This window comes from Kribbella sancticallisti, assembly GCF_039530625.1.
In the GTDB taxonomy this organism is placed as follows: Bacteria; Actinomycetota; Actinomycetes; order Propionibacteriales; family Kribbellaceae; genus Kribbella; species Kribbella sancticallisti.
Map to the genome: position 1 here is coordinate 530,860 of NZ_BAAAOS010000018.1, position 26,991 is coordinate 557,850.

Sequence of the window (26,991 nt, forward strand, 5' to 3'; positions counted from 1 at the left end):
ACCACTGGAGCTGAATCTGTGAGCGACCTCGTAGCCGAGACCAGGACCACCGACGACGGATCGGTCGTCGCCAGGCTCTCCTTCCTGGACCGGTTTCTGGCCGTCTGGATCCTGCTGGCCATGGGAGCCGGGCTGCTGCTCGGCCGCGTGGTCCCCGGCCTGGACGACGCCCTCGACGCGATCAAGGTCGGCTCGGTCAGCCTGCCGATCGCGATCGGCCTGCTGCTGATGATGTACCCGGTACTCGCCAAGGTCCGCTACACCGAGACCGCCCGCGTCACCGGTGACCGTCGCCTCCTGATCGCGTCCCTGGTGCTCAACTGGGTGCTCGGGCCGGCGCTGATGTTCGCGCTCGCGTGGCTGCTGCTGCCGGACCTCCCGGAGTACCGCACAGGTCTGGTGATCGTCGGCCTGGCGCGCTGCATCGCGATGGTGCTGATCTGGAACGACCTGTCCTGCGGAGACCGCGAAGCGGCCGCAGTACTGGTGGCGATCAACTCCGTCTTCCAGATCATCGCGTTCGCGGCGCTCGGCTGGTTCTACCTGCAGATCCTGCCGGGCTGGCTCGGACTCGAGACCACGAGCGCCGAGTTCTCCGTCGCCGCGATCGCGCTGAGTGTCCTGGTCTTCCTGGGCATCCCACTTGTCGCCGGGTATCTCACCCGGACGATCGGCGAGCGCATCAGGGGCCGCGACTGGTACGAGAGCCGCTTCCTCCCGAAGATCGGCCCGATCGCGCTGTACGGCCTGCTGTTCACGATCGTCATGCTGTTCGCACTCCAAGGCGAGGCGATCACCAGCCAGCCGCTCGACGTGGTGCGCATCGCCCTGCCGCTGCTCGCGTACTTCCTGATCATGTTCGGCGGATCGTTTGCCCTCGGCCACCGTCTCGGCCTCGGCTACGCCAGGACCGCCAGCCTGGCTTTCACTGCCGCAGGCAACAACTTCGAGCTCGCCATCGCCGTCGCGATCGGCACCTTCGGTGTCACCTCGGGACAGGCCCTGGCCGGCGTGGTCGGACCGCTGATCGAGGTGCCGGTTCTCGTCGCGCTGGTCTACGTGTCACTGTGGGCGAAGCGGCGTTTCTATCCCGAGACTGTCAACTAACACCGCTGCAAGGAGCGCCTCCGTGTCTGACATCCTCCCCGAAGTCCTGTTCGTCTGCGTGCACAACGCCGGCCGCTCGCAGATGGCCGCCGCGTTGCTCGACCACCATGCCGCCGGGCGTGTCGTCGTCCGGTCCGCGGGCTCGCAGCCGGCCGACCAGCTCAATCCGGCGGTCGTCGCGGCGATGGCCGAGCTGGGCCTGGACATCTCCAAGGAGTTCCCCAAGCCGCTCACCGACGACGCCGTCAAGGCCTCCGACGTGGTCATCACGATGGGCTGCGGCGACGAGTGCCCGTACTTCCCCGGCAAGCAGTACCTCGACTGGAAGCTCGAGGACCCGGCCGGCCAGGGCATCGACGCGGTACGGCCGATCCGTGACGAGATCGACACCCGCGTCCGCGCGCTCCTCGCCGAGCTCGTACCGTCCACCGGCTCGGTCAGCTGAACCGGCCAGTCAGACCACCGCGCGAGGTGCGCGCGGTGGTCATCGGCGGTGGCCAAGCAGGTCTGGCCACCGGGTTCTACCTGCGCCGCGCCGGCCTCGTTCCCGGCGAGGACTTCGTGATCCTCGATGCGGCCGAGCAACCCGGCGGCACCTGGGCCCGGATGTGGCCGACCCTCCGCACCTTCTCACCCACCCAGCACTCATCACTGCCAGGCTGGATGATGCCCGCCTGGACGGCCGACGATGGCTATCCACTGGCAGCTCACGTGGTCGACTATCTGACCCGATACGAGGCGCGCTACCAACTCTCCGTACTGCGGGGCGTGCGGGTCTCGTCAGTCCGGTACGGCGACCGCGGCCGCCTCGCCGTTTCCACCGATCACGGCAACTGGATCGCCGAGCACGTCGTATCCGCAACGGGTACTTGGTCCAGGCCGTTCGTCCCGACGTACCCGGGCCGGTTCGGCGGGCGCCAGTTGCACACAGCGCAGTACCGACAGGCTGTTGACTTCGCTGGTGAGCGGGTGATGATCGTTGGCGGCGGCAACTCCGCGGCTCAGATCCTCGCCGAGGTGTCCGAAGTCGCCGACACCACTTGGGCCACTCTCCGCCCGCCGCGCTTCCTGCCCGACGACGTCGACGGCCGAGCACTCTTCGAGATCGCCACCAAGCGTCGTCGGATGCGCGAGTCGGGCGGACCCGACACCGGCGGCGTCGCAGGACTGGGTGACATCGTCATGGTCGACAGCGTCCGTGCCGCCCGCGACCGCGACGTGCTCCACGCCCGCGGCCCGTTCGAACGACTCACCGAGTACGGCGCCCGCTGGCCCGACGGCTCCCAGCTCACCGTGGACACCATCATCTGGTGCACTGGCTTCCGCCCCGCGCTCCATCACTTGGCGCCCCTGGCTCTGCGCGCTCCCGACGGCCTCATTCCCACCGAAGGCACCCAGGCCGCCAAAGAACCCCGCCTACACCTGGTCGGCTACGGCGACTGGACCGGGCCCGCCTCGGCAACCCTCATCGGAGTAGGCCAAAGTGCCCGCGCTCTGGCAGTCAGGATCACAGAAGCTCCTTGAGCAACCCCCGGACCTGCAGTTCGATCTCGTCCCGAATCCGCCGCACCGCGGCCGGCGAGCGGCCTTCAGGATCATCGATCGGCCAATCCAGGTAGCGCTTCCCCGGGTACACGGGGCAAGCGTCTCCGCACCCCATCGTGATGACGACGTCAGCAGCCCTGACGACCTCGTCCGACAACGGCTTCGGATAGGTACCACCGAGGAACACGCCCACCTCGTCCATGGCAGCGATCACCGTGGGATCGACGGCCGCAACCGGAAACGACCCGGCCGACCTGACCAGGATCCGGTCGCCGGCCAGTTGGTGCAGCAGACCCGCCGCCATCTGGGAGCGCCCCGCGTTGCGCACACAGACGAACAGCACCTCAATGCCGGAGCCGCTCGTCTTGCCACTCGCCTTCGCCAGGGCAGTGAGCCGATCCGCCGCGAAACTGGCGGTCAACGACGGCAAGAACCTCCGGATCCGCGATCTCGAGGCAAGCATCTCGTAGCTCTCATCGACATACCGTCCGACCGTCTCAGGCGAGAAGACGCCGGCGAAGCGATCTGCCAGTTGCGCCGCGATGTGCTCGAGTTGCCGATGGACGACCGCTCCAGCAAGGTCCATCGAACTTCGGCCGCCGCCGGCAGGCTGGGCTGTGGACGTATGCTCCGGAACCTCGATACCCAGCAACGTCGCCAACTCCGCCAGCGCGTGATGGGTCGGCCGGTAATAGGTGAACGACTGCCGCCGCTCCCGGAGCAGCAGCCCCGCCTCGCACAGTTGCCGCAGGTGGTGACTGATCGTCGTCTGTGCCCCATCGGCCTCAGCCGCTAGCTGACCTCGGCTGACCTCTCCCCCAGGATGCGTCAGCACGATACTCATCAACCGCAGCCGTACCGGATCCGCAACCGCACCCAGCAACCTAGCGCGGTACTCCGCGTCCTGCCGCGACAACGGCACTTCCAGCGACGGCCGATGAGGCGGATTTGACATGCGTCGATCTTCACATTCGTCTATATGCCGGTCAAGCAAGTGCCCGCTCAGATCGAACCGTCAGCCACTCTCGCCCACGCGGTGATCAGGCCGGGTGCCGCGCCACAGGCTGTAGGCGAAGACGCCGAAGAATGCCGTCGTGATGGCTGTCCCCCACGGCGCGACGCCCGACAGCGTGAAGGCGAGGAACCCGCAGATCACCGACAGCGGGGACCACCATTTCACCAGTCCGGCTCGCCACGCGGCGACGGCGGCGAGCGGCAGCGCGAACACGAACCCGGCGATCCCCGGCGTCACGATGACCGGCACGCCCCACATCGTTTCCATCACTTCCTGCACCCGCAGTGTGGTGTCGACGCCCGCGACCTGGCCGATCGCCGAGTCGTAGTAGTCGATCATCAGCAGCCCGGGCAACGTCGAGATTCCGAGCCAGCCGAGGAACGCTGCCACGTTGGCGATCCAGATGCCGCGATTGCGCACATAGCCGGCGAGCAGGATCGCGGGGACGATCCAGAACGCGTATCCGAAGTGGAAGCCGACCGACTTGAACTGCAGCGGGTCGGGGTTGGCGGCGTACGCCTCATAGAGCACTCGACCGTCCTCACCGACGGCCGGGTCTCCCACGGCTCCGATGGTCACGAACAGGCCCGCGAGAACGGGGGCGGCGACGAGGAACCAACGGCGGGCCGCGCGGCCCGACGCGACACCACGGCGGTGGGCGGCGGAGCCTTGGGCAGCGGGACGCTGGGTGGCGACCATCGAGGTCGCGAGGCCGGCGTCGGCGGACTGGGAATGCATGGGATCAACCTCCTTGGCGATACCTCCACGATGCGTTCGGCACCCGTCCGCCACATCGGCCGCGAGGCCGACCTTCTTCTCAGCCGCGCGATGGAGGTCCGTCGATTGTCGGGTCGCCCGCGACGACGAGGCCATGCTCGTAGGCGTAGATCACCGCGTGCACCCGGTCGCGCAGCCCCAGTTTGCCGAGCACGTTGCTGACATGGGTCTTGGCGGTCGCGTCGGACACGAACAACTGACCGGCGATGCCGGCGTTCGACAGCCCGCGCCCCAGCAGCGCCAGCACCTCGCGCTCTCGGGGTGTCAGCGCCGACACCTCCGGATCGGACGATGCGGGACGCGGCGCCGGCAGACGCACGAACGCGTCGATCACCCGCCGCGTGACTCCCGGCGCCAGCAGTGCGTCGCCGGACGCCACCACCCGGATCGCAGCCACCAGTTCCTCGGCCGGCGCATCCTTGAGCAGGAACCCGGACGCACCGGCGCGCAGCGCCTCGAAGACGTACTCGTCGAGGTCGAAGGTGGTCAGCACGAGGATCCGCGACGGCGTGCCCTCGCCGACCAGGCGGCTGGTGGCCGCAATGCCGTCCAGCACCGGCATCCGGATGTCCATCAACGTCACATCGGGCCGGAGCCGCCGGACAACCTCCATCGCCTGCTCGCCGTCCGACGCTTCCCCCACCACGCGGAGGTCCGGCACATCCTCGAGTAGCGACCGGAAGCCGGCGCGCACCATCCCCTGGTCGTCAGCCACGACGATGCTGATCACAGTCGCTCCCGCATCGGCAGGCTCGCCTCGAGCTGGAAGCCGCCGTCCGGACCGGGGCCTGTCACCACTGACCCGCCGTACAGGGCGACCCGTTCCCGTACGCCGACCAGGCCGTGACCGCCGGCACCCTCCTGGGCACCCCGGCCGTTGTCGGCGACGGTGACCGTGAGGGTGGTCTCGCCGTACACCAGGCGCACGCTGGCCTGGCCGGCCTGCGCGTGCCGCAGCGCGTTGGTCAGGCCTTCCTGCACGATTCGGTACGCCGCGAGGTCCATACCGGGTGGCAAGTCGACACGCTCGCCCTCGACACACACGTCAACCCCCAGGCCCGCCGACCGTACCTGCTCCACCAGTCGGTCGAGTTCGCCGAGCCCCGGCTGCGGCGCCAGTGAGGGCGAGTCGCCGTCCTTGCGCAGTACGCCGAACAGCCGCCGCATTTCCGCCAGCGCCTGCCGGGCGGTCGTCTCGACGGCAGCGAGGTCAGCCGCCTCTCGCCGCTGCTCCGGCCCCAGGCGCCGGCGTACCGCCTGGGTCTGGATCGCAACAACACTGATCGAGTGCGACACGATGTCATGGAGCTCACGGGCGATCCTGGCCCGCTCCTCTGCCACCGCGGCCGCGGCCCGCGCTTGCTGCTCCCGCTCCATCCGGTCGGCCCGCGCGACCACCTCCGCCAGTCGGGCGGAGCGCTGGCGTAGACCGACCCCGACCGCGAACGGCCCGCCCAGGAACACGATCGCCGCCGCCACGTCACTCGGCTCGAGCCCCTCGACGACCATCCCCGCCAGGAAGGGAACTCCCAGCACCGCGATCCCGGCATAACTACGCGGCGGGACAAGCTCGGCGCCAAGGGTGAACGACACCAGTACCAGCGCCAGCAGAGTGGAGAACTGCCCCTCAGGATTGACCGCCAGATTACTGCCGATCACCACCGCGGCAACCGCAATCGGCCAACGCCGCCGCCACGCCAGCGCAGCCATCGCCGGAACGGCGACCAGCGCGTGCCAGACCGGCGTCCGCACCGTGCTGCCGAAAACCGACTCGGCCACAACCAACACCACGAACGCGCCCGCGAGCAAGGAGTCGCCCACCGGCGGCGCGGAACGCACCATCCAGGAACGCGCTCGGGAGCCATCAACCGCGACCACAACCCGACGCTAGCGCAGCCGAGACCCGCCAGACATCGGCCACACGACCGAGATCCCCACAACACAGCGCCACCTGCAGCTCGCCGTCGACGACGACCAACGCGTCCAACACGTCGGTACGTACCCGGCTACGGTCGACGGCACCGACCACGGGATCGACCACGGGCTCCCGGGGCGCGGTAACCACGGACTGGCGGCGACGGTGGCATCAGTCGCCTTAGCAGGCCCCGTGACGAGCCAGAACTCGGTGATCGTTCAACCGGAATGCAGCGCAGCCGACGGCCCGAAAGACCCGCGATCCGGAGCCGGATGACATTGGCGTATTCCTGAGCCAGCTCGACTGGAGCGATGTGCTCCTCGATCATGTGCTCGCCCAACCACAGCTGCACGCTGTAGTAGCTGGGAGATCGCCTGGTCACGGGGTGCGTGCCACGCGATGGCTCACTTGTCACTCAGGCCTCTCACAACATCGACAACCATCGCTGCCGCCACGACCCCGGTGCCTACGATCAAGATCCACATCTGAGTAACCACTGTTGGATCACCATCGCCTTTGCCGGATTGACTTGGCCTCTTGTGGCGAAGCTATGGGCTGGCGGGCGGCACTGACTGTACAAAATGTGTGACTCACGGCTAGGCATCCTGTGGAGACGATCCAGTAGCAGGCATGGATGACCAGGCGCAGCCGATCGGCCGCCGTGTGCGGTACTGGCGTCAACGTCGTGGCATCGACCGCCAACGCTTCGCCGACATGGTGGGTCGATCTACGTCTTGGTTGGACAAAGTCAAGAAGGGCGACCGTAATCTTCTGCGCTTACCGATGCACTCAGTATTGCGCCGGAGGTACTAACGGACGGTCCGGCGGCCCGTCGCGCCGCGGACTGCGTGGACGCTGCCGAAGTGCGAGCAATTCGGTCTGCGCTGGGTCGCTACCCCGTATTTTCCGTCAGGATGTCGAATGCGATGCCGTCGTCGATCGCTTGGGGAACAACCATCGGCGCAACAGGGTCTTCGCCGCGCAAACGTGGCGGCACCTCGAGTGGCTGCCCCTGACGCGGCTGAATGAGGGCGGTCGCGCATTGGAGTACGTCACGAGTATCGATCCAGCGATGATCGCGTCACTGCCCGCCTGAGCGTAGGGCGAACTATCTGCTCGACTTGACCACTTCGTACACCTACACCGGCCGCTACCCAGAGGCGGTCCAGTCTCTGACTGAGGCCGAGCGACTGGCCCCGCAAGAGGTCCGATGCAGGCCGTTGGCTCATGGCCTACTTCGAGCGCTTCTCAACAGCACCACGGGATCACTCAGCCAGACACTCCAGCTGTCAGGCGAAGGGAGAAGCGTCGGCTTCGGCCCGGAACGTCTCGGTGACCTCGTCGGCCAGCTCCTCGTCCAGCGACTCGGTCAGCTCCTGGCCGCGCTCGGACTGGGTGAGCGACGACTTGGTCGGCGGACGCTTGCGTGGCTTGCCCTTGTCGGGCCCACCGGTGACCTCCTTGTAGCCCCCGAGCCGCAAGGCGTCGCGCGCCAGGGAGGGTACGGCGTCCCCGATCTCTGCGGCCAGGTCGCGGACCAGGCTCGGGTCCCGGCTCCGGTCGCGCGCGAACAAAGTGTCGGCGTCACGGATCAGCGACTCCCGCATCCGTGTCGCCTCCTCGCTCTCGCTGGTGCCGGCCTTCCGGTGGATGCGCACGATGGCCACGCGCGCCGCGAGCCGTTCGGGCAGCTGCTCGGGCAGTCGGACGAGGCCGTCGATCTCGCGCAGCCACCTCAACGCCTGGTCCACATCGCCCGTGTCCTCTGCGATCCGCGCGGTCAGCAGCCGGATGTCGATGTACGTGTCGGTGTCGTGCCGATCGGCCGCGACGCCCGCCCACCAGTCGGCCCCGGTCAGTGCCTCAGCGAACCGGTGCAGCGAGGCCAGGGCCTCCACCTCGATCGCGGCAGTGAACGGCAGGCTGACGTCGGTGCGTCGCTCCGTCAGTACGGTCAGTGCGTCCTCGGCCTTGCCTGCGTCGAGGAGACGCCGAGCCGTCAATGACGCCTGGCGGGCCCAGGTCAGGTCGTCGGCGGCGGCCAGCAGCTCGGGTTGGACCGTGAGGCCCAACCGGGCGGAGAGGTAGACCTGGCTGGAGGTGGGAAGCTCTTCGACAATCCCGGCCAGCTCCTCGACCGCTCTCTGGTTGAATGCGCGGTCCAGGGTCGCAGTGGCCTGGCCCAAGCAGAGCCGGTAGTACAGCTCCTCGACCTTGGCCGCGAACGAGTTCTGCTTCGCGAAGTACCGGTACGCCGCACGCTGGATCCGCTCCACCACTCGCGGCGAGCTGGCTAGGACCAATGGCAGGACGACCTTGCGCAGGTCGGGTCGAGCGACGAGTTCGTGGGGGCTTAGGCGCTGCACGAGCGCGACCTCTCGTGCCAGTCTCTCGAACAGCTCACGGGCGCGGCTGTCGGTCATGTCCGACAGGCCTGACGGCCTGGCCAGCACGTGACGGATCACATCAGGGGTGATTCGGCGAACAACCATGCACCCGTTCACGAGCCGCCGGACATCGGCGTCGTCGATGTGCGCGACGACACGTCGGTACAGGTATGGCAGCGAGACCTCGTTCATGCTGAACAGGAACTGCTGTTGCGCTTCCTTGCTCGACATCCCGTCCTTGAGCCGGTCGCGCAGGTAGTCCGCGGCCAGCCGCAGGCTCAGCGGCTGAGTGGAGACCGCTCGCTCGACCGAGGACAGGAACTCCTCGGGCAGCTCGAAGCCGGCCAGCGACCTACGGAGGAGCTGCATGGCCGACTCGCGGTCCAGCCCCGTCAGATGCAGGTCAACAGTCTCGTGCCGGTCCATGGGCACTCGACCGCACATCACGACCCGCAGTCGCGGGCTGTGGTCTTGGAAGCGGTCGAGGAATCCCCACAGGGTGTCAACCGCCTCGGGTGACTGGCGCTGAGCCACCTCGAAGGTGTCCAGCACCCACAGGTGAGGATGATCACGCTTGCCGACGGCGGTCTCAACGATGCCGGCATAGCGCGCGAGGAGAACCTCCTCGTCGGCGATCGTGTCCTCCGTGCGCACGGTCACCTCGCTCTTGGAGGCGCGCGGCGCCAACCGCGACACATCCGCAGCCGCGATCGTGGTCCGCACCGCCTGGCTGAGGGCGACCGCTTCGGCGGCGACCTTGGGGAACAACGCGGCCAACTGGCCTGCGGCGTCAGCAAGCAGGGTGAGCGGTTGGTCGATCCGGAGCTCCTGACGGTCGAAGCTCAGGTACGCGAAGGGGAAGTGATGCGCGGTGCCTGCATCGACGTGGTCGAGGATGAATCTCGCCAGGAGGGTCGACTTTCCTACCCCGCCCGGGCCGTAGATGAGCAGCGGCGGCCGTTCGTTCCTCCTCATGGCCCGGCGAACGCGACGCCTGGTCGACGTCGTTCGCGAGCTCGCAGGCAGCACCTCTGCGTAGTCGGAGAGCTGCTGAAGCTCCGCCTTGCGGCCGACGAAGCCGTCCGCTACGAGCATGCGTAGCGGTCGCAGCAGGTTCTCGATGGTGCGCTCGCCGCGCGCCTCCTCGGGGGTCGGGATCTGCACCTTCGTGCCCGAGAGCCACTCGGAGGCGGTCGCCGTGCCCTGGAGCTCTTCGAGAGACTGGTTCTTGAGAGACTGCGCGCTCTTGTTGATGTAGCGACGGGCCATCACGAACCCGACGTCGTTGAGGTCCGTGCCACCCTCGAAGTCGGTCAGCCGGCCGTCGCGGTCGAGCACGGCGAGGGTCTCCTTGCGTACGTCGGCGCGCAGGCTCCACTTCTCGCCCGCCCTGGTGACCACTGGTTCGCAGTCCTGAGCCAGGAACTGGTCGATCACCGGATCCACGTGGGGCCGGTCGGTGCTGCCAGGCAGAGAGGCGACGTCGAAGGCGCTCAGCAGGGCTACGAATTCGCGCAGCTCCTGCACGCGCCCCCCGGACTTGGCCGGTCCCGTGGACCTGATGGAATCGAGGATGCCCTCGAACTTGGCGCTGGACAGGTCGTGCAGCTGGGCCATCTCACACTCCCCTCAGCCCGCGGGCCACTCTGCTGAGCTCGGCTGCCTTTGCGCGCATCGCCGCCACCGGCACAGGATCGGGGGCGGGTTTGCCGAACAGCTCGGTGACGAACGCGTTCACCTGTGCTTTGGTCAGCTTGGTGTTGGCATCTTTAGCAACGTCCACGAAGTACTGCTTCACCTCTTTGAGGGGGATCTCCGACGCAAGCGGCTCGCGCAGCACGAACGGGTCGACGTTCGGGTTAGGGATGGCACGGTTATACGCGAGTAGGACGACCCTGCATTCGCCCAGCTCGTCGTTGCCCGCGGCAGCGGCGATGTCCCCGACGAGGGCGACAGCTGCCTCAGTGAGGTTGCTCCCGTCGAGGCCGTCGAAGACCAGGCACGTGGGATCGAGGCTCCCGAGCCTACGCACCAGTTGCGGACGCAGGATGCGTGCGTTCGTCGCGTCTTGGGCGCTCGGGTCGAGGCTCTTGACGTCGGGCCAGTCGGTCCATCCGAGTGAGTTGGCGATCATGTGCGCGACGTCGACCGGGTTCGCCTGGGTGTCAGTGAACCTGGACAGGTTGATCAGCGTGGTGGCCATGTTCGCGAATCTCCTGGCCACGTGGGAGGCGAGCACCCAGGTGTAGCTGCGGCCCGACGACCGCGGCCCGCCGACCACCATTGTGCGGATGCCGTCGGGGCCGAACAGGGAAACGAGGTTGTGGCGCAGCGTGGACCGGTTGACGAACGGACGGGGTCCGACGAGCGTTGTCTGGGACAGCTCCTCCAGCGTCGGAGGGGAGGCAGCCACCCCCGCTGCCTGCTCGGCCGCCACCTCCGCGTCGCACGCGAAGCGCAGGGCGACGATGCGTTGCTTCACGGTGGCGAAATTGTCGTCCGCCTCTACCGCCAGCAGGAACTGGCGCACCAAGTGGACCCTGGCGACCCTCTCCAGCACATCACCCCAGATCTCGCGAACGGTCTGGTCCCAGTTGATATCGATCTCAGCAACCCCCACGGACACCACGAGCCGCTTCAGCGATGTCTTGTCAACGATCCCCACGATCGCGATCTCCATCAGCTCGCTGCCTCTGGCGCTGTTGGGGTCGAACGGCTCGTCGTAGAAGGACACCGGCTATGTCACCTGCGCTGCTTGGAGGCCCGCCACTACGCGCTCGATGCGCCGGCCCTGGTTGCGGATCTGGGTCAGGCCGTTCGTCCTCACCTCGACCCACTGTTGGTGGAGTGCGACCAGACCCCATTGCTCGTTGAATACCGGGGAACCCGACGACCCGCCCTCGGTGTCAGTGAGGTACTGGACGACGTCATCGTCGACGGAGCGGACCACATTGTGGATCATGCCGATCTTCTTCGGTGCCCCGCTCGGGTGCTGGATGATGTACACGCGATCATCGACCCTGACAGGTGCGGCCCCGGTCAGCTCGACGACCGGCGCGTCCGCCGGCATGGGGTCCGCGGTGCGCACGACGGCCCAGTCGTGGTCGGCCGCACCGACGATCGACGCCGGATCGCAGTTGACGATCGTCGGTGCCAGGTCGAGCCCCGCGAAGGTCCGTTCGTAGCCGAACCACGCCTCCACGGCGGTAGCAGGCGCATGGCCATGGTCGCGGTCGAACAGCACGTGCTCGTTGGTGAGGATGAGGTCCTCGCCGATCCGGAAGCCGGTGCCTAGGAAGTGCTGGCCACTCATCGTCACCAGGAGGCGACAGACGGCGGCGCCGAGCTCGACCCCACGACGGAGGAACGCGATGTCGAGGAACGTGGGCTCGGCCTGAATCACCTTCTCCAGTCCGGGGCCGCCGAAACCCTTCCAGGTCGCGTCCGGTGCAGGCGTCGGGGTCGTGGTCACGGGTGCGGGCGCGACCAGTTCGTCGATGCGAGCCGCGACAGCCGTGTCACCGGACTGCCTCACCTGGTCCAGTAGCAGCCGCAGCTTCGCCTGGCGGTGAGCCATGTCCAAGATGTCCGCCCATACCCAGCGCATCGGCTGGTCCCAGTTGATGTCGATGATGCTGAGAGCGGCCTGCCCCATCAGGAGGCGGACCTCGGGCTTGGACTGGTAGACGGATGCGAGCAGGTTCCACAGGTCCCGTGCGGCGGGGTCGTTGAGATCGAGCGGCGGCGTCTTGTCGATGAAGTGTGTCACCGGGCCCTCACTGGAACTTGATCTGTCTGACGTCGGTGAGGACGGGTGGCACAACGCTCTCGGGCTCCACGAACGGATCGATCGCGGCCAGCGGGCCGAAGCAGAGGCCCGTGCGAGCCTCGATCGAGCTGATAGCGCGTTGCGAGCTCTCGTGCTCGCCGAATACGAACTCCTCGTCCTTGAGATGGCTCAGCTGGGACATCGTGTAACCGGTGGCGCAGAGCTGTCGGGTTTCATCGTGGACGAACGCTATGACCTTCCAGAACTCGACGGGGATCTTCACCCCGAACTTCACCGGGTCGTCGTCGGCGAAGAAAGGTCCGGTGAACACGCAGATCTTCACGTCGCTCTTGCGGGCGTTCTGCAGCGCGTACTCCTCGAGTTGCAGCCAGACGCCGCCGTTGAACGTCTGCATTTGGGGCGCCACGTTCGTGACGTGCATCGTGTCGGCGTTGGCCCGCTCGGCTGTCTCCTTGGTGCCCCAGTTGGGGTACTCGCGGCGCGTCATGTGACCGCGCGCGAACTTCGGAGAGTTGCCGTAGCAGGCCTCCTTGATCTGCGCGTCGGCCGGGATGCGCGGGTCGTTGCGCCACCCGGGCCGTCCCAGATCGGGGATCTCCGTGCCGCCGTCGATATTGACGGCGCTCCACCGCAGCAGCTTGCGCCGGATTCCCATCAGGACCGAGAAGTGCTCGTACTTGAGCACCTGCTGCTGCTCACCGGCGAGCTCGAAGGTCAGCACATCGTCGAGGTCTGCTGTCACGACGGGGAGTGGCACGGCGAAGCCGTCGCCGAGGAAGGCTGGGTCGTATCCTTCGCGGTCGAGATAGTCCTCGACGCGGGTCTCGACGAAGGTCTCGCCCGCCTCGTCCGGTCGTAGGCTGGACTGCCCAGTTGCGACCGTCACCCCGGGTGCTGCCCCAGCGGCGTAGGGGTCGCCGAGCTGGACAGTCACCGTCAGCGGGACCAGCAAGCTCAGCGTCGACGACTGCGTGGGCGTCACCGCCTGCGCCGTCGTAGCCAGACCCACCCGCTCACGCTCGCCGGCGGGCCGGGCGCGCATGGACCGCCCGCTACGCAGGTCGTCGAGCCGTTGCGCGACGACCCGGCTGGGCACGGCCAGGTTGCCCTGGAGGAACCTGCCCGCGAAGTGCAGCCCTACTGCGTCGCCGGTGTCGAGGGACAGCAGCACCGACCCGGAGTTGCCCCCCAACGTCGAGCAGTCGTGGACCAGGGCCCCCCCGCGCGGCTCCATGAGCTGTCCCGGGGCAAGGCGCTTCTTGTCGTAGACGTTGCCGAAGATCTTGTCCATCAGGTCGGCGTCGGGGATCCGACTGTCGCGGGCCGGGTAGCCGATGACCGCGACCAGCTCGTCGGGCTGCGAGGTCTCCGACAGCCTGATCGGGACGGGTGGCTCGTCGCCGGCGATCTGCGCCACCCGGAGGAAGGCGAGATCTGGACCGTCGGGGCCTTCGACATGAAGGATCTCGCTGAGCCGGAACACCAGGCTGTCTTGGCCGCCGATCTCCTCGAGGAGGTCGATCGAGGCGGTCATGGCGGTGCCGCTGAGCCCTTCGCGAAACACGAACGCAGTCCCGGTGTCCCGGCCGAACTCGCCGGCAACGTGGCGGTTGGTGATGATCGTGTCGGGCGCGATGAGCCATCCGGTGCCGAGCCAGGCGAGGCTGTGGCCTTCGACCTCGATCCTGCCGACCGACCGCGCCGCCCGCGTGATGCGTGCGCTGGCGGTGGTCAGCCGATCGCGCCAGGTGACGGTGTCGGCCGCCTCCAGCACCAGCTCTGCCTGGCCCCGCTTGATCGCAAGCACCGGACGGCCTCGACGCAGCATGATCGACTCGGCGCCGAACTCATCGCCGATCCCTTCGAAGCCCGGGCCTTCGGCGTCGGCGCGTTGGGCCAACTCCTGGTGCAGCACGCTGTCGCGTCGCCGTACGGCCGTGTTCATCGCCTTGAGACGGGCCAGGTCGCTCATGCGCGCTCTCCCTTCGTCGGCCGGCTCTCACAACATCGGCGCCAGGATCGGCGCGATGCCGCCGTACTCCGGATTGTCATGCAGTGACCGGATGAGGTTCTCGAGGACACCCTTGGTGCTGGCCTTGTCGAGGATCCGGTGCCACACCTCCTCCGCGGAACCGCGGTCGTCGACCGTCCCTCGGGTCACCCCGGCCTCCAGCGCAAGGTTGATTGCGGTTTCGGTGCTGCTGAAGGTCGTGTAGAGAGTTCTTAGGAGCAGCTGGACCGTCGGGTTGGCGAAGTCGAGTGGCGCGTCGTGGACTGTCCACGTCCCCGGCGCTGGGCCGGGCTGAGGTTGTGGCACCATGGGCACGCCCGGGGTACCCCACGCGTCGAGCCAGGCCGGCTTGGCCGCGGGGCGGAACCCGATGTTGAAGTCCCACACCACAGGGTCGCGGGCCAGCTCCCACAGCGGCTCGGCGTAGTTGTTGGTGCCCGCACGTCCACTGGTGTGCAGCCCGAGGACGTCGCCACTCGCGAGCTCGATCAGCGGTCCGCCGCCGGACCCACTGAGGCTGCTGCAGTCGTGCAGGAGGCCAGGTGCCTCGCCCGCGCTGATGGTGCCGAGACCGAGAGACCTTCCGGGCTGTACGAAGAAGAACTTCTCCGGGTCCTCGCCGAAGATCTTCTTCATGTCCTCGGGGTCGTTGCGGGGGTCGGCCGCGGCGCAGGAGACGAGCGCCACCTCCTTGCCGCCGAGGTCCTCCGGGCTCGCGGAGGCGACGCTGAGTGGATCCGCCAGATCGTCACCGTCGACCAGCTCGAGGAGCGCAACCCTGAAGTACGGGTGCAGGAAGAGCACACGGGCGACGTCCTTGGTGCGTCCGTTGGCGAACTGAACCGACAGCTCCGTGCCTTGCTTCACCGTCACGCTTGTGCCGGCTCCGTCGGTGGCTGTGCCCACCGCGAACGATGCGGCGAGCACCAGTCCCGGCCCGGCGAGGAAGCACGAGCCAACCCACGAAAATGCCCCGCCATGCGTCATGAGCCGGCCAACCGCCGCGACCGTGCGCTGGACGCGCTCGTGCGGCGGCTCGATGATGTCGGCGATGTGGGGCCATTGCGACCAGTCGATGGTCAGGTCGGGTGCCACCCGCAGTGCGGGCCGCGCGACACTGAGGATGATCGCCACGGGTTACACCCCGATCTCGGCCAGCACCGCAGCGCCGGCGACCTGCTTGCGCAGGTCCTCGATCACCAGTTGGAGGGGGACGCCCTGGTTGTCCGTCGTGCCCCCGAAGTGGTGGAGTGCCACGGCGTCGAAGTTACGATCGAGGACCACCGAGCCCGAGCTGCCCCTCTTGGTGTTGATCTTGTAGCGCAAGCGGGTGAGGTTGGTCGACAGGTTCGCGCCCGACGGACTCGCGAACGACAGCAGCAGCGGCAGCTGGGTATCAGATGTTGCCGGGTGGCCCAGCACCCACAAGGGTTCGTCGGCTGAGATCGGGGTGTTCCTCGCGCTGAGCGCAAACGACCCACGCGGATCGCCGGAGTTGTCGGGGCCGATGCCCTGTGACCCGACAGGTTCGGAGAGGTGCACCAGGGCGTAGTCGAACAGACCCATCGCGGGGCCTTCGGGGCTGAGTTCGACCGGATCGGCCGCGAAGCCGCTGGACGCGACCTTCCACTCGGGCGCGAAGGGCACCGGGCGACCGGGGTTGACCACGGCGCCCTTGGTGTCGCGCTTGTGGTCGAAGAGCGCCACGCCGTCGCTGCCCTGGTCGCCGAGAGTCTGCGTGACGTGCCAGTTGGTGAGGATGTGTTGGGGGCCGACGAGGAATCCCGACCCTGCCGCCTCGCCCCGCACGATGATCTGGCACACGCGCACCTCGCTGGCCGCGAGCCGCGAGCGGAAGAGTGCTGGGTCCTCGAATGCAGCCATCGCGTTGAGCAGCGTCTCTGTGCCGGTATCGCCCTGGACGGCGACGTCGGCCGGCAACCTGCCGAGGACATCGAGCGAGGGACGTCGTAACAGGGCTGCCGCGCGCACCTTCGCCTCGTGTCCCGCCAGCGTCTTGCGCAGCGCGTCGTGGAGACCCTCGACCTCGGGATCGGCGAACACCTCGAAGACGAGCTGCTCAAGCCGGTCTGCGAGGCGTGCCTTCTCGAGCACATCGTGGACGACGAACTTGACCGGGCCGTTGAAGTCGATCGATCCGGTCGCTAGCCCGGCGCTCTTGGCCAGCAGCATGATCTGGTTGGTCATCGGGTAACCGACCACGATCGCTGCCACAGCATCGCGGAGGTCGGTTCGGGTCCAGTCCAGCGGCAGGTCCTCGAACCATGCGGTTTCCATGTCGCCCCCCCAACTTCCCAGCAGCTGCCGGGGCACGTGGCATGACGCCGCGACAGCGAGTCTGGAGAATCTCCCCGCGCCCATTGTGTGCCCGCCGTCGCTGTGCTGTGAAGGAGTCATTTGCAGCCGCGGCGATATACGTGTCGCCTCATGCGCCTTCGGGGCCTGCCGACCTCGAGGCGACGATGCTTCAGGTGGGCGTGACGGTGACGTTCCCCGTCGACGCCCGAGCAGCCGAGCCATCGCGATGACCACGCCGATGTGATGACGTGTAGCGCACTCGGGTCGCCTCGCAGTTCGCTGCCTTCGGACTTACTACCCGCCGGCGGACCTCCCCTGCTCCCGCCTGGGCGAGCGGCGGACGCAAGGCGAAGGGTTTCGTCGGGTTGGCCGTTCATCGCTTGCCATCAGATGCGAATCGACGTTTCGACATGTGCCACAAGCGCCGACCTGTTCCTCCGAAACTTTGTTACTCGAACTCGTGACGATTCCATAACCGAAGCCAGCGGAACCCATCGCTCGGTGACGGGCGGCGTGAGGCGGTTGACCCAACGTGATAGTTGCCTCACTCTGTTCTCCACTCCTGGTAATGCTCTTCTTGGGGAAGGCTGTCACTCGGGGCTGGTAGGTGCGAGGTTAATCTGGCGCTGGGGTGAGGGGTGGTCATGGAGGCGAGCGAGTGGGCCGAGATGGTTTCGGCTGCGGTAGGCATCGCCCTGTCGCGTCAGAACATGGAAGTGAGTGAGTCAGAGCGCAGCGCTCTTGACGAACTGATCGCGGATGCCGGTGACCGCCTTGCCTCAGATGAGGACTACCGAGAGTCCGCCACGGTGGTCGAACTGCAGTCAGCTGCGGAGGCCTTGGTGCGAGGGCTGTTGCATGTGCGGTCTTCAGGAACGGAATTCGGGCTTGAAGGGTTCACCATCTCGACCGATCGCGTGCGTTCATGGATATGTCCGCTGTATCCATTTTGTTAGTGTGAAAGGCAGCAAAGATGCCCGTCTTGGATGAGCCCCAAAAATCCACGTCAACTCTTGTAGCGGACCTGACAAAGCAGTTGATCACACTATCAGCGCGTTCATCACCTTGACGGTGACGTTCTCAAAGGATTTGCTCAGTCTGGTCGACAACCCATGGATGCTGCGAGTGTGTTGGATCCCTTTTTGTCGTGAGTGTCGCGGCCGGCGGCTTGGCCTTGATGTCGCTAACGGGCAGGGTTCAAGCTTTGGCCCCGGCGCAGCCTACGCTCTCATTCGGGGGTTCCCTTAAATGGTGGTCGATTCTTCAAGTAGTCACGTTCGGTCTTGCGTTGCTCACCATCGTCGTCGTTGGCATGTCAGTCCTCGGGGAAGCCAAGTAAGTTGCATGAGTGGCTGTCGGCGATGATCACTTCACCGGGGGACGCTAGTGTGGCGTATCACAGGACAAGGATGATCGCGCAACACCAACTCTTTTGCTGTTTCCCATGACACTTCTTAGACAACGAGTCCGCTGACCAATTTTCCCCCAGTTCGGCCAGCCCCGAAAGGACACGATCCGTGTCCCGAATTCGACCCCGCGCCGCACGGCGTTCACAGTTACCACCTCCCCGCCGGGCATCCATGGGGACATGAGCGCAACAAGCGACAGACTGCACGAACCGAGGGAGATCAAGCACGGCCAGACCTTCGAAGTGACCGTCGGCGGCATGCTCGGCCCGTCAACTGAAGTCGTCATCGCCGACCTCTACACCGTCAACTCAAGCCCCATCGGTCGACCCAACTCGCGCTCGTACTGACACCCGCCGCAGCCACCACCCCCTGGCCCGGCGAGATCAGGTCATACCGCTAGCCAGTACATACACTGGAACATATGTTCGATAAACGACAGCCTGTGGTCAGGTTGGGTCTGATGTCTCAGGACTTCGGTGACGTTCGCGGTTTGTTGGTGTGTGGTCCGGGTGGCTTGCCGTTGCCGACGTAGGTGAACCCGGGTGCGGGTCGGGTGTGCTCGATGAGGATTTCGCCCTTGGAGGTCGGTGACGGTGATGTTGTCGCCGGTCTTGTTGCCGTTGGTGTTGACGAGGACCTGCCGGAAGCCGTACTGGGCGCCGACCAGGTATTGGGCCTGTTCAGGTAGAACGTGCCGGCGCTGGTCAGCTTCTTGATGACGGTGTCGTCGGGCAGGTCGGTGAGTGCGGGGGTGGGCTTGGGTGCGGGCCGGGGTCGATGGATGCGGGGGCGGGCGGTCTGTTCACGGCTGGGGCGGGGGCCTCGGTCTTGGTGGCGGCCCGCCAGGCGGTCAGGGGTGTGACGCGGCCGGGCAGGCCTTGGTGGGGCCGCTGGGTGTTGTAGATGCGGTCGAAGGCGTCGACCTGGGCCTGTAACTGGGCCGGATCGGTGGCCAGTGGTTGCTTGTCGAGGTAGCGGAACAGGGTCTGGTGGAAGCGTTCGTTCTTGCCCTGGGTCGTCGGCTTGTAGGGCTTGCCGGTGATCGGCTCGACGCCCAGGGCCATCAGGTGGACGACGAGCTGACCCAGGAGCCCACGGCGCGACGGGTTGAGCGCGGACCCGCTGTCCGACAGCAGCCGCTGCGGTACGCCGTGGGCGGTCACGGCCTTGTCGAACACGGTGATCGCTGCCTCGGACGTCTCCCCAGGCGACGTGGGAGGCGAGTGCGTAGCGGGAGTGGTCGTCGATGAGCTGGAAGATCACGCACTTACGCCCACGGGTGAGCACGTACTCGGTGGCATCGAGTTGCCAGCAGGCGTTCGGGGCGGGATAGGTTCGGTTTGAGGAGGTTGCCGCGAGGTGGCTTGCTTCGCGGGTGGTGGATCCGGCTACAGCTATGAAGTACGAGTCGTCCTTGCGGCTGCACGTCGTACCTGTGTTTGGGCGGCGGCAGTTGCGGATGATCGAGCCTTCGGAGATCGCGGCGTGGGTGGCGGGGCTCGATGCGCGGTTCGGGTCGTCGACGGCGCGTACGGCGTACCTCGTGTTGCACGGGACGCTGGAGGTTGCCGTTGACGATGAGGCAATCAAGCGCAATCAGGCGAAGGCGCGAGTGGTCAAGGTGCCGGCGGAGAAGGGCGGGAAGACTACCGCCTGGTGCGACGAGGTTGTGCTGCGGATCGTGGAGGCGCATCCGCCGCAGTGCAGGCCGATCGCCTCGATCGGTGCTGCGTGCGGGTTGCGGCAAGGTGAGTTGTTCGGGCTCGCCGAGGAAGACCTCGACTTCGACGAGATGGTGATCCGAGTCCGGAGACAGGTGAAGAAGCTCGGAAGGGAGTTCATCTTCGCGCTGCCCAAGAACGACACCGAGCGGACTGTGCCGATGTCAGAAGGGGTGGCTCTGATGCTCACGGAGTACATCGAGACCGCGAAGCCGCGGGCCTACACGTTGCCGTGGGAGAAGGTCGACGGGAAGGGGCACACGGTCGACCTTCTGTTCCGCTGGACTGACGACAAGCACATCCGGGCGCGGACGTACGACGAGCTGGTGTGGAACCCGGCGCTCTTCCACGCGGGCGTCATACTGGTGCCGACGAAGGACGCGCGGGGCAGGCGGCAGTACTTCTCCAGCCGGGAGAACGGGATGCATGCGCTGCGGCACTACTACGCGAGCATCACCTTGGCCGATGGCGTCAACATCAAGGAGCTGGCGCAGTACCTGGGGCACGGCGATCCCGGGTTCACGCTCCGGCTGTACACCCACATGCTTCCTTCGCATGAGCGGGCACGGAAGGCTGTCGACTCGCGGTTGGCTCGGTTGTTCGCGCTGGAGGCTCACGGAGCGGTGACGGAGCTGGCCGCCGGCCGGTCCCCCACGATCCATTGGGAACCCGACGGCGGCCAGTCTCTCGATGACCCTGGAATCAGCCTGTGACCTGCGGAAACGCCTACCGGAGATCGCGCGGGCAATGACCAGGCGCTGGATCTCCGACGTACCTTCGAAGATGGATCTCCTCCAGCCTCACGCCGTGTGAGTCGAAGGACACCACATATGGCGTCTGACCTGTGGGTTTGCTTCTCAGTGCTGATCAACCGTGATCGTGGTTTGTCAGCGTCCCACGGAGCTGTGACGGAGCAGGAACTTGCCGATAGCAACGTTGTTTGACGCAAGAACCATCTACTCAGGAGCTACTTGGGTAAGGCCCGATCCGGCGCTCCGCGGCCTGTGGACGCCCGGCCGATGCAGTTCACCTACTGACCACGACTAGGCCCCTCGCCCGCCGCGCACGAAGGATTCGTCCCGGCTCGCTCATCGCTGGCTTTCGTCACACGGTCGGTCGGGCGTGGAGCCCGGACCGTGCGCTTCGTCGATGGAACGAACCGAGACGGATCCATGGCCGTGCGTCAGTTGGGCTGGGTGCCCGTCACCGTGACCTCGGCCAGGCTGATCACACCGGCGCTGGTGGCCGGCGATTGCACCTTGACGTAGCGGGCCACGGTGTTGGTCGGCAGACTGGTGACCGCCCCCGGCGTCGCCCCGAGGTTCAGCTTGGTCACCGTGGAGTCGGCCATCAGCTGGGCGTAGGTCCGGCCCGACATGCTGGCGGTGGAGAGGAACACCACCGCGTTGTTCAGCTTGTCGGCCGAGGCGTCGGTCCGGTTGTGCACCGTGACGTTGCCGACCCGGGAGTTGGTCAGCAGGTCGACCTGCCACCACGGCTGCGAGCTGGACGCCGTCCGGCTCACCGACCCGGCGGCGAAGACGCCGTTGGTGTTCCCGTCCACGGCCCGGGCGGCGGTGCCGACGTCGGTCGACGACTGCGTGGCCGGCCGGTTGGTGGACAGGTTCACGGCGCCGGTGGTGCCGCCGACCTGCACCTCGGCCAGGTTGAGGGTGGTGAAGATGCTCGACAGTTGCACCCGCACGTACCGGCCGGTGGCGTTGCCCGCGTTCAGGGTCAGGCTGTTGGTGGTGGACGAGAACGCCGAGAACGACATCTCCTTCACCGAGTCGTCGGCCCGCAGCGAGGACATCGACCGGCCGTTCATGTCGGTCGAGGAGATGAACACCGAGCCGCTGCCCATCCGGTTCGAGTCGGTCCGGCTCCACACCGTGACCGTGGAGACGGCCGCCGCGGAACCGAGGTCGACCTGCCACCACGGCTGGGTGGAGAGGTTGGTCTGGGTCACCGAGCCGCTCGCGAACACGCCGTTGGTGTTGCCGTCCACCGCCCGGGCCGCCACCGCGGTACCACTGGTGCTCGACTGGGTGGCGGTCTTGCCCCGGGCCAGGTTCGGACTGGTAACGGTTACCGTCGTGGTCGCCGCCGCGCTGTCCACCCTGCCGTCCCGCACGACAAGGCTGAAGGTCAGCGTGGCCGGTGTGGGCGGGGCGGTGAAGGTCGGCTTCTGCACCGTCCGGCTGGACAGCGTCACCGCCGGCCCACCGGTCTGGGTCCACGTGTAGGTGAGTGGGTCGTTGTCGGCGTCGCGGCTGCCGGAGCCGTCCAGGGTCACCGTGGTACCAGTGTTGACCGTCTGCGCCGTACCGGCGTTCGCCACCGGCACCTGGTTGACCGCGGTGGTGGTCACCGTGGTGGTCGCCGCCGCGCTGTTGGCCTGGCCGTCTCGCACCACCAGGCTGAAGGTCAGCGTGGACGCCGAGGACGGGGCGGTGAAGGTCGGCTTCGCCGCCGTCGTACTGGACAGCGTCACCGCCGGTCCACCGGTCTGGGTCCATGCGTAGGTGAGGTCGTCGCCGTCGGCGTCGGTGCCGGACCCGTTCAGGGTCACGGTCGTACCAGCCACGACCGACTGCGGCGCACCGGCGTTCGCCACCGGGAGACGGTTGTTCGACTCCGAGAGCGGCCGCGGGGTGCAGTTGCTCACCGAGACCGTGAAGGGCGAGACGTCGTTGTCCGTCTCGATCATGGCGCCGTCCTCGGAGCCGCTGAGCGAGATGGTGTGCGCCTGGCCGGCGTTCACGCGGGTCTCCCGCCACTCGTCCGTACCGCGCTCCCACTCGACGATCAGGACCCGGCCGGTGACCACGCGGACGGTGCACCCGTCGGCCCAGGCGCCCATGTACGGGTAGAGCGGAACGCCCGACTCCGTGTAGACGTTGCGCGCGTTGTCGCCGGAGCGGCCGTTGCCCTGGTAGGCCGTGCCGACCGGCCAGGTGATCACGCCGCCGTACCAGTCACCGGGGTTCTCGCCCGTGCCGGCGTAGCGCCAGCGGGCCTTGACCCAGGAGACCGGGTCACAGGTGGTGGGGTCGGTACAGGCGGGCGGCGTCGGCGGGACCGGCGGGCCGGGCACGAAGGCGTACTCGAACGGCGAACCGCTCTGCACGCTGACGATGCTGCTGCCGCTCAGAGTGGTCGGCACGGTGTAGCTCTGGCCGGCCGACAGGTTGGCCAGCGACGCGTGCGAGTCCCCGACCGGGCCGGAGAACACGGTGGCGCTGCCCGAGGTGACGGTGATCTTCCAGTTCGCCACCTGCGGGGCCGGCGCGTAGACGTCGTGCGAGGCGGTGTAGCCGTAGCGGGCCCGGCTGGGGTCGGTCTCGGCCGGCCAGACGGCGGCGTACCCGCTGTCCGACGGACCCCACGGGCACGGGCTGCTGGTGCAGGTCCAGGTCACCCGGGCCGCCTCGCCGTCGCCGGCCGGCGGGGGCGTGATCGGCCCACCCGGAGTTAACGTGTACTCGAACGCGGCGCCGCCCTGCACGCTGACGATGCTGCTGCTGCTCAGCGTGCTCGACACGGTGTAGCTGTCGCCGGCCGACAGCGCGGCCAGCGACGAGTGCGAGTCGTCGGCCGGGCCGGCGTACACGGAGGCGCTGCCGGAGGTGACGGTGATCGTCCAGCCCGCCACCTTCGCCGCCGGGGCGTACACGTCGTGGGAGACGGTGTAGCCGTAGCGGGCCCGGGTGGGCTCGGCCGTCGCCGGCCAGACCGCCGCGTTGCTGGTGTAGCTCGTACCCGACGGGCAGGGCGTGCCGGTGCAGTTCCAGGTGGCCAGCACCGAACCGTAGCCGGACGCCGGCGGCGTGGTCGGATCGCCCGGAGTGAAGATGACCCGGAACGCGCCGTCGTCCTGCACGCTCACGATGCTGCTGTTGCTGAGCGTGCTGGACACGGTGTAGCTCTCGCCGGCCGACAGCGCGGCCAGCGACGAGTGCGAGTCGTCGGCCGGGCCCGCGTAGACCGTGGCGCTGCCGGAGATGACGGTGATCTTCCAGCCGGCCACCTTGGACACCGGAGCGTAGACGTCGGCGGACACGGTGTAGCCGTAGCGGGCCCGGACCGGCTGGGCCGCGGCCGGCCAGACGCCCGCGTTGCTGGTGTAGCTCTGGCCCGACGGGCAGGGGCTGCTGGTGCAGTTCCAGGTGGCCAGCACCGAGCCGTCACCGGAGGCCGGCGGCGGGTCGGTTGGGGCGCCGGGGGTGATCGTGTACTCGAACGACCCACCGTCCTGCACGCTGACGATGCTGCTGCTGCTCAGCGTGCTCGACACGGTGTAGCTGTCGCCGGCCGACAGCGCGGCCAGCGACGAGTGCGAGTCGTCGGCCGGGCCGGCGTACACGGAGGCGCTGCCGGAGGTGACGGTGATCGTCCAGCCCGCCACCTTGGGCGCCGGGGCGTACACGTCGTGAGAGACGGTATAGCCGTAGCGGGCCCGGACCGGCTCGGCCGCAGCCGGCCAGACCGCCGTGTTGCTGGTGTCCGACGGGCCCCACGGGCACGGGCTGCTGGTGCAGGACCACGTCGCCACAACGGAGGACGCAGGATCACCCTCGGCTGCCAGCGCGGGCGCGGCGGCGAGGCCTAGCACCATCGCGACCGCAGTGGTGAGAACGAAAAATGCGGTCGCAAAACGTTTCTGCATGCCGGCCCCCCGGATTGTGACTCTCCCCTTGCGGCAAACCGTAGCCCAAGTCGCTCTCTGTCAACCGAAAAGGAAGCGAAAAGATGCAACCACGAACCATTCGTTACCGACTTCATCACGCTACGGAAAAACCCCATCACTCATTGACGAGAAATGGAGAGATCGCGCCACGACCGTACCGCCTCCCGTGGGAGCGCCCGGACGGAGAACCGCACGAGGTGAAGATCCTGTTCCGCTGGTACAACGACCGGAACATCCGGGCGAGCAGCTACAACTCCCGCATCTGGTACCCGGCCTTGGCCCACGCGGGCGTCATCCCACAGCCGACCAGAAATGCGCGGGGAGCCCTCCACTACCTCACCGACCGCGAGACCGGGATGCATGCACTCCGGCACTACTACGCGAGTGTTGCCCTGGCGGACGGCGTCAACATCAAGGAGCTCGCCGAGTACCTCGGCCACAGCGACCCCGGCTTCACCCTCCGCCTCACACCCACATGCTCTCGTCCTCACACGACCGCGCCAGAAAGGCAATCGACTCGAGGCTCAGCCGAGTCTTCTCGCTGGCGACTCAGGCGGCCGACGGCCACCTCCCCCCAGCCTGGTCGTCACTGAACAGGACAATCCCTGCGAGACCCTCCCGAGCCAGCCGATCTCTGGCCGGCTGATCATCGAACGCCTGCCGGATGTCGTCTGGTGGATTCGCACCGACCGGATCCTCGACGACCCATCGCGCCTCACCCAGATCAAGCGGGACCTGGCGAGCGTACTCACGGCCGAGCTGGGTCATCAGGAACGCGCGAACGGTTTCGACGAGAGACCGTCTTGGCTCACGGATACAGACCAGCCCGTACCACGGGTTGGCCTCCGATGCCACCGCGTCGTTGCTGAGTTTTGGCTGCGACGCATGACGCTGCGCCGTACGCGCGAGAAGCAGTGAGATTCCGTGCTGGTTGGGGTCCAGGGGACCATGCGGGCACGGTCCGGTCTGGTCATGTGTCGGCGTTCTCGGAGGACGGTCGCTGTAGAGGCAGTAGAAGGCTGGAAGACCGCTTGCGCTTGCGTTGCGCACAAGGCGGTCGACCTGTTTCTCCGCAGGCTTCCCCGGCGCTTTCGCCTTCAGTCCCCAACTCCCGTTGGCGTCGCGGCGCTTAGCTTGCACCCTCATCCCGGCATAGTCGGAGCCGCTTCTGAACCACCACTCCCAGTCCGCACCGTTCTGAGCCTCACGATCAGCAGCAAACCGGACGACCTTCAACTGTGCCGGGAACGTGCTGGCCAGAGCCAGCAAAATCCAATCCGTCAGCGAGGTCTCCCAAGGCATCAACCCCACCGCCCGGCCTTGCCCGAGCGCGGAGTGAACACTTGCGGCGAGCTCCCGAAACGGAGGACACAGCTCGCCCGACAACGATGGCGGACTATGACGGCGCGTCAGCGGAAGGATCATAGACGCCATGTCTCCTCAATGTCTGACCGCGAGTTACGGGGTGCGGCTCTTCGTGTACTCAGCCTTGACCGAGTCGTAGTACTTGTCGTCGTACGACGACAGGTGGGCGACGGCGTCGCCGGACCAGACGTAGCTCGAGCCATTGCTGTGTTTCCAGGCATATTTCTGGTTGTCACGCAGGCCCTCTTTCCAGCAGATCGCCGCATAGTCGTACGACGTCAGCTTTCGCCCTTTCCGGCGCTTGTTCACTCTCGCCAGCAAGTCGCTCGTGCTGTAAGGGTGTGTCTGATTCGGATCCATCTTCTTCCAGACGATCTGACCCTTGGCCGTTGACGAGACCGCGACAGCCAGATCGGCGCTGGTCAGCTTCTTGACCGATTGAAGATTGATGTCGTACACGGTCGCCACACGGGCAGTATCACTACCGGCAGCCTCGGCTGCGTCCATGAGACGACGCAATTCGTCGAGGAAGTCCTGAACCTCTGCCACCGCAGAAGCGCTCTTATCAACCCGCATGAACTGCACTGCATCGCCAGGCGCAGAGGCGCCGAGAGGGAGCAGTTGCCACGTGATCGAGTCGGCCAGATCCTTGTTGAACTTCGCAACCATAAAGTCCCGGAAGTTCAGGACGTTCTGCTGGAGAAAGGGATAAATCACCGAGCCGAGGCTTGGAGCGTTGTACAGGTGAATCGCTCGGTCGCGGTACTCGGCTAACGCCTTCACATTCGCGAGGATCGCCGCGCCGTCGGTCCCCTTCGGCCACAACTCGCCGGCGTCGACTCGCCCGAGCGCATCGTCGAGAGCAATCGATCGGTAGCGCTGATTCCGCTGCTTGCGGTAGAAGATGCTCTGACCCGCTCTCCGGAGAGTCGCTTTGATC

Annotated in this window: 20 protein-coding genes and 2 pseudogenes; 8 read left to right on the forward strand and 14 right to left on the reverse strand. The window is 66.9% G+C overall.

What is annotated here, in order from left to right; all coding sequences use genetic code 11:
• Positions 1-18 precede the first annotated feature (18 nt).
• Genes arsB through ABD255_RS12865 form a run of 3 tightly spaced genes read left to right on the forward strand, consistent with a single transcriptional unit; the run spans position 19 to position 2,631 of the window.
• Positions 19-1,107, forward strand: coding sequence for an ACR3 family arsenite efflux transporter (arsB, locus tag ABD255_RS12855; RefSeq protein ID WP_344213290.1), 1,089 nt, complete (start codon positions 19-21; stop codon positions 1,105-1,107).
• A gap of 22 nt (positions 1,108-1,129) precedes the next feature.
• Positions 1,130-1,552, forward strand: a complete 423-nt coding sequence (locus ABD255_RS12860; RefSeq protein ID WP_344213292.1) for an arsenate reductase ArsC — start codon at positions 1,130-1,132, stop codon at positions 1,550-1,552.
• A gap of 35 nt (positions 1,553-1,587) precedes the next feature.
• A complete protein-coding gene (locus tag ABD255_RS12865) occupies positions 1,588-2,631 on the forward strand; it encodes an ArsO family NAD(P)H-dependent flavin-containing monooxygenase (RefSeq protein ID WP_344213294.1) in 1,044 nt (347 codons plus the stop codon).
• Here ABD255_RS12865 and ABD255_RS12870 read toward each other — a convergent pair.
• The 10 genes from ABD255_RS12870 to ABD255_RS12915 all read right to left on the reverse strand — a co-directional run bounded on the left by ABD255_RS12870 (position 2,615) and on the right by ABD255_RS12915 (position 16,845).
• The gene (locus ABD255_RS12870) at positions 2,615-3,607 is read right to left on the reverse strand and encodes an arsenate reductase/protein-tyrosine-phosphatase family protein (protein ID WP_344213296.1); all 993 of its coding nucleotides are present in this window, start codon (positions 3,605-3,607) and stop codon (positions 2,615-2,617) included. The genes ABD255_RS12865 and ABD255_RS12870 overlap by 17 nt on opposite strands.
• A 60-nt stretch (positions 3,608-3,667) precedes the next feature.
• Positions 3,668-4,405: a hypothetical protein gene (locus ABD255_RS12875; protein ID WP_344213298.1), complete on the reverse strand. Its 738-nt coding sequence runs from the start codon at positions 4,403-4,405 to the stop codon at positions 3,668-3,670.
• Between the two features lie 79 nt (positions 4,406-4,484).
• Positions 4,485-5,174 carry a response regulator gene (locus ABD255_RS12880; RefSeq protein WP_344213300.1) on the reverse strand — a complete coding sequence of 230 codons (690 nt, stop codon included), beginning with the start codon at positions 5,172-5,174 and terminating at the stop codon, positions 4,485-4,487.
• Positions 5,171-6,286, reverse strand: coding sequence for a sensor histidine kinase (locus ABD255_RS12885; protein WP_344213302.1), 1,116 nt, complete (start codon positions 6,284-6,286; stop codon positions 5,171-5,173). The genes ABD255_RS12880 and ABD255_RS12885 overlap by 4 nt, the downstream gene beginning before the upstream one ends.
• A gap of 1,362 nt (positions 6,287-7,648) precedes the next feature.
• Positions 7,649-10,363, reverse strand: a complete 2,715-nt coding sequence (locus tag ABD255_RS12890) for a hypothetical protein (protein WP_344213304.1) — start codon at positions 10,361-10,363, stop codon at positions 7,649-7,651.
• A 1-nt stretch (position 10,364) separates the two neighbouring features.
• Entirely contained in the window at positions 10,365-11,480 is a 1,116-nt protein-coding gene (locus ABD255_RS12895; RefSeq protein ID WP_344213306.1) for a hypothetical protein, read from the reverse strand.
• A 3-nt stretch (positions 11,481-11,483) separates the two neighbouring features.
• The gene (locus ABD255_RS12900; protein ID WP_344213308.1) at positions 11,484-12,515 is read right to left on the reverse strand and encodes a trypsin-like serine peptidase; all 1,032 of its coding nucleotides are present in this window, start codon (positions 12,513-12,515) and stop codon (positions 11,484-11,486) included.
• 7 nt (positions 12,516-12,522) lie between these two features.
• Positions 12,523-14,508 (reverse strand): DNA/RNA non-specific endonuclease, encoded by a 1,986-nt coding sequence (locus ABD255_RS12905; protein ID WP_344213310.1) that lies wholly within the window; start codon positions 14,506-14,508, stop codon positions 12,523-12,525.
• Positions 14,509-14,535: 27 nt separating this feature from the next.
• Positions 14,536-15,681 carry a trypsin-like peptidase domain-containing protein gene (locus ABD255_RS12910; RefSeq protein ID WP_344213312.1) on the reverse strand — a complete coding sequence of 382 codons (1,146 nt, stop codon included), beginning with the start codon at positions 15,679-15,681 and terminating at the stop codon, positions 14,536-14,538.
• A 3-nt stretch (positions 15,682-15,684) separates the two neighbouring features.
• Complete coding sequence (locus ABD255_RS12915; RefSeq protein ID WP_344213314.1) at positions 15,685-16,845, reverse strand: trypsin-like serine peptidase; 1,161 nt, start codon at positions 16,843-16,845, stop codon at positions 15,685-15,687.
• A gap of 665 nt (positions 16,846-17,510) precedes the next feature.
• Here ABD255_RS12915 and ABD255_RS12920 point away from each other — a divergent pair.
• The 3 genes from ABD255_RS12920 (at position 17,511) to ABD255_RS12930 (ending at position 18,963) form a co-directional block, all read left to right on the forward strand.
• On the forward strand, positions 17,511-17,822 hold the full coding sequence (locus tag ABD255_RS12920) for a hypothetical protein (protein WP_344213316.1): 312 nt from the start codon (positions 17,511-17,513) through the stop codon (positions 17,820-17,822).
• Positions 17,823-18,454: 632 nt separating this feature from the next.
• Positions 18,455-18,622 carry a hypothetical protein gene (locus tag ABD255_RS12925; RefSeq protein WP_344213318.1) on the forward strand — a complete coding sequence of 56 codons (168 nt, stop codon included), beginning with the start codon at positions 18,455-18,457 and terminating at the stop codon, positions 18,620-18,622.
• Positions 18,623-18,837: 215 nt separating this feature from the next.
• Positions 18,838-18,963, forward strand: a complete 126-nt coding sequence (locus tag ABD255_RS12930; protein ID WP_344213320.1) for a hypothetical protein — start codon at positions 18,838-18,840, stop codon at positions 18,961-18,963.
• 76 nt (positions 18,964-19,039) lie between these two features.
• On the opposite strand, the pseudogene ABD255_RS12935 reads toward ABD255_RS12930, so the two are convergent.
• A pseudogene (locus ABD255_RS12935) lies at positions 19,040-19,607 on the reverse strand (integrase core domain-containing protein); the annotation flags it as partial.
• A gap of 19 nt (positions 19,608-19,626) precedes the next feature.
• On the opposite strand from ABD255_RS12935, the pseudogene ABD255_RS43665 reads away from it, so the two are divergent.
• Together ABD255_RS43665 and ABD255_RS12940 are read left to right on the forward strand one after the other, a co-directional pair.
• Positions 19,627-19,869: pseudogene (locus tag ABD255_RS43665) on the forward strand (tyrosine-type recombinase/integrase); the annotation flags it as partial.
• Positions 19,870-19,896: 27 nt separating this feature from the next.
• Entirely contained in the window at positions 19,897-20,709 is an 813-nt protein-coding gene (locus tag ABD255_RS12940; RefSeq protein ID WP_425554414.1) for a tyrosine-type recombinase/integrase, read from the forward strand.
• Between the two features lie 470 nt (positions 20,710-21,179).
• Here the strand turns inward: ABD255_RS12940 and ABD255_RS12945 are convergent, their stop codons facing one another.
• From ABD255_RS12945 to ABD255_RS12955, 3 genes are all read right to left on the reverse strand, one after another.
• A complete protein-coding gene (locus ABD255_RS12945) occupies positions 21,180-24,665 on the reverse strand; it encodes a PKD domain-containing protein (protein ID WP_344213324.1) in 3,486 nt (1,161 codons plus the stop codon).
• Between the two features lie 570 nt (positions 24,666-25,235).
• Positions 25,236-26,111 carry a DUF6615 family protein gene (locus ABD255_RS12950; protein WP_344213326.1) on the reverse strand — a complete coding sequence of 292 codons (876 nt, stop codon included), beginning with the start codon at positions 26,109-26,111 and terminating at the stop codon, positions 25,236-25,238.
• A gap of 33 nt (positions 26,112-26,144) precedes the next feature.
• Positions 26,145-26,990, reverse strand: a complete 846-nt coding sequence (locus tag ABD255_RS12955; RefSeq protein ID WP_344213869.1) for a DUF3644 domain-containing protein — start codon at positions 26,988-26,990, stop codon at positions 26,145-26,147.
• Position 26,991: the final 1 nt, after the last annotated feature.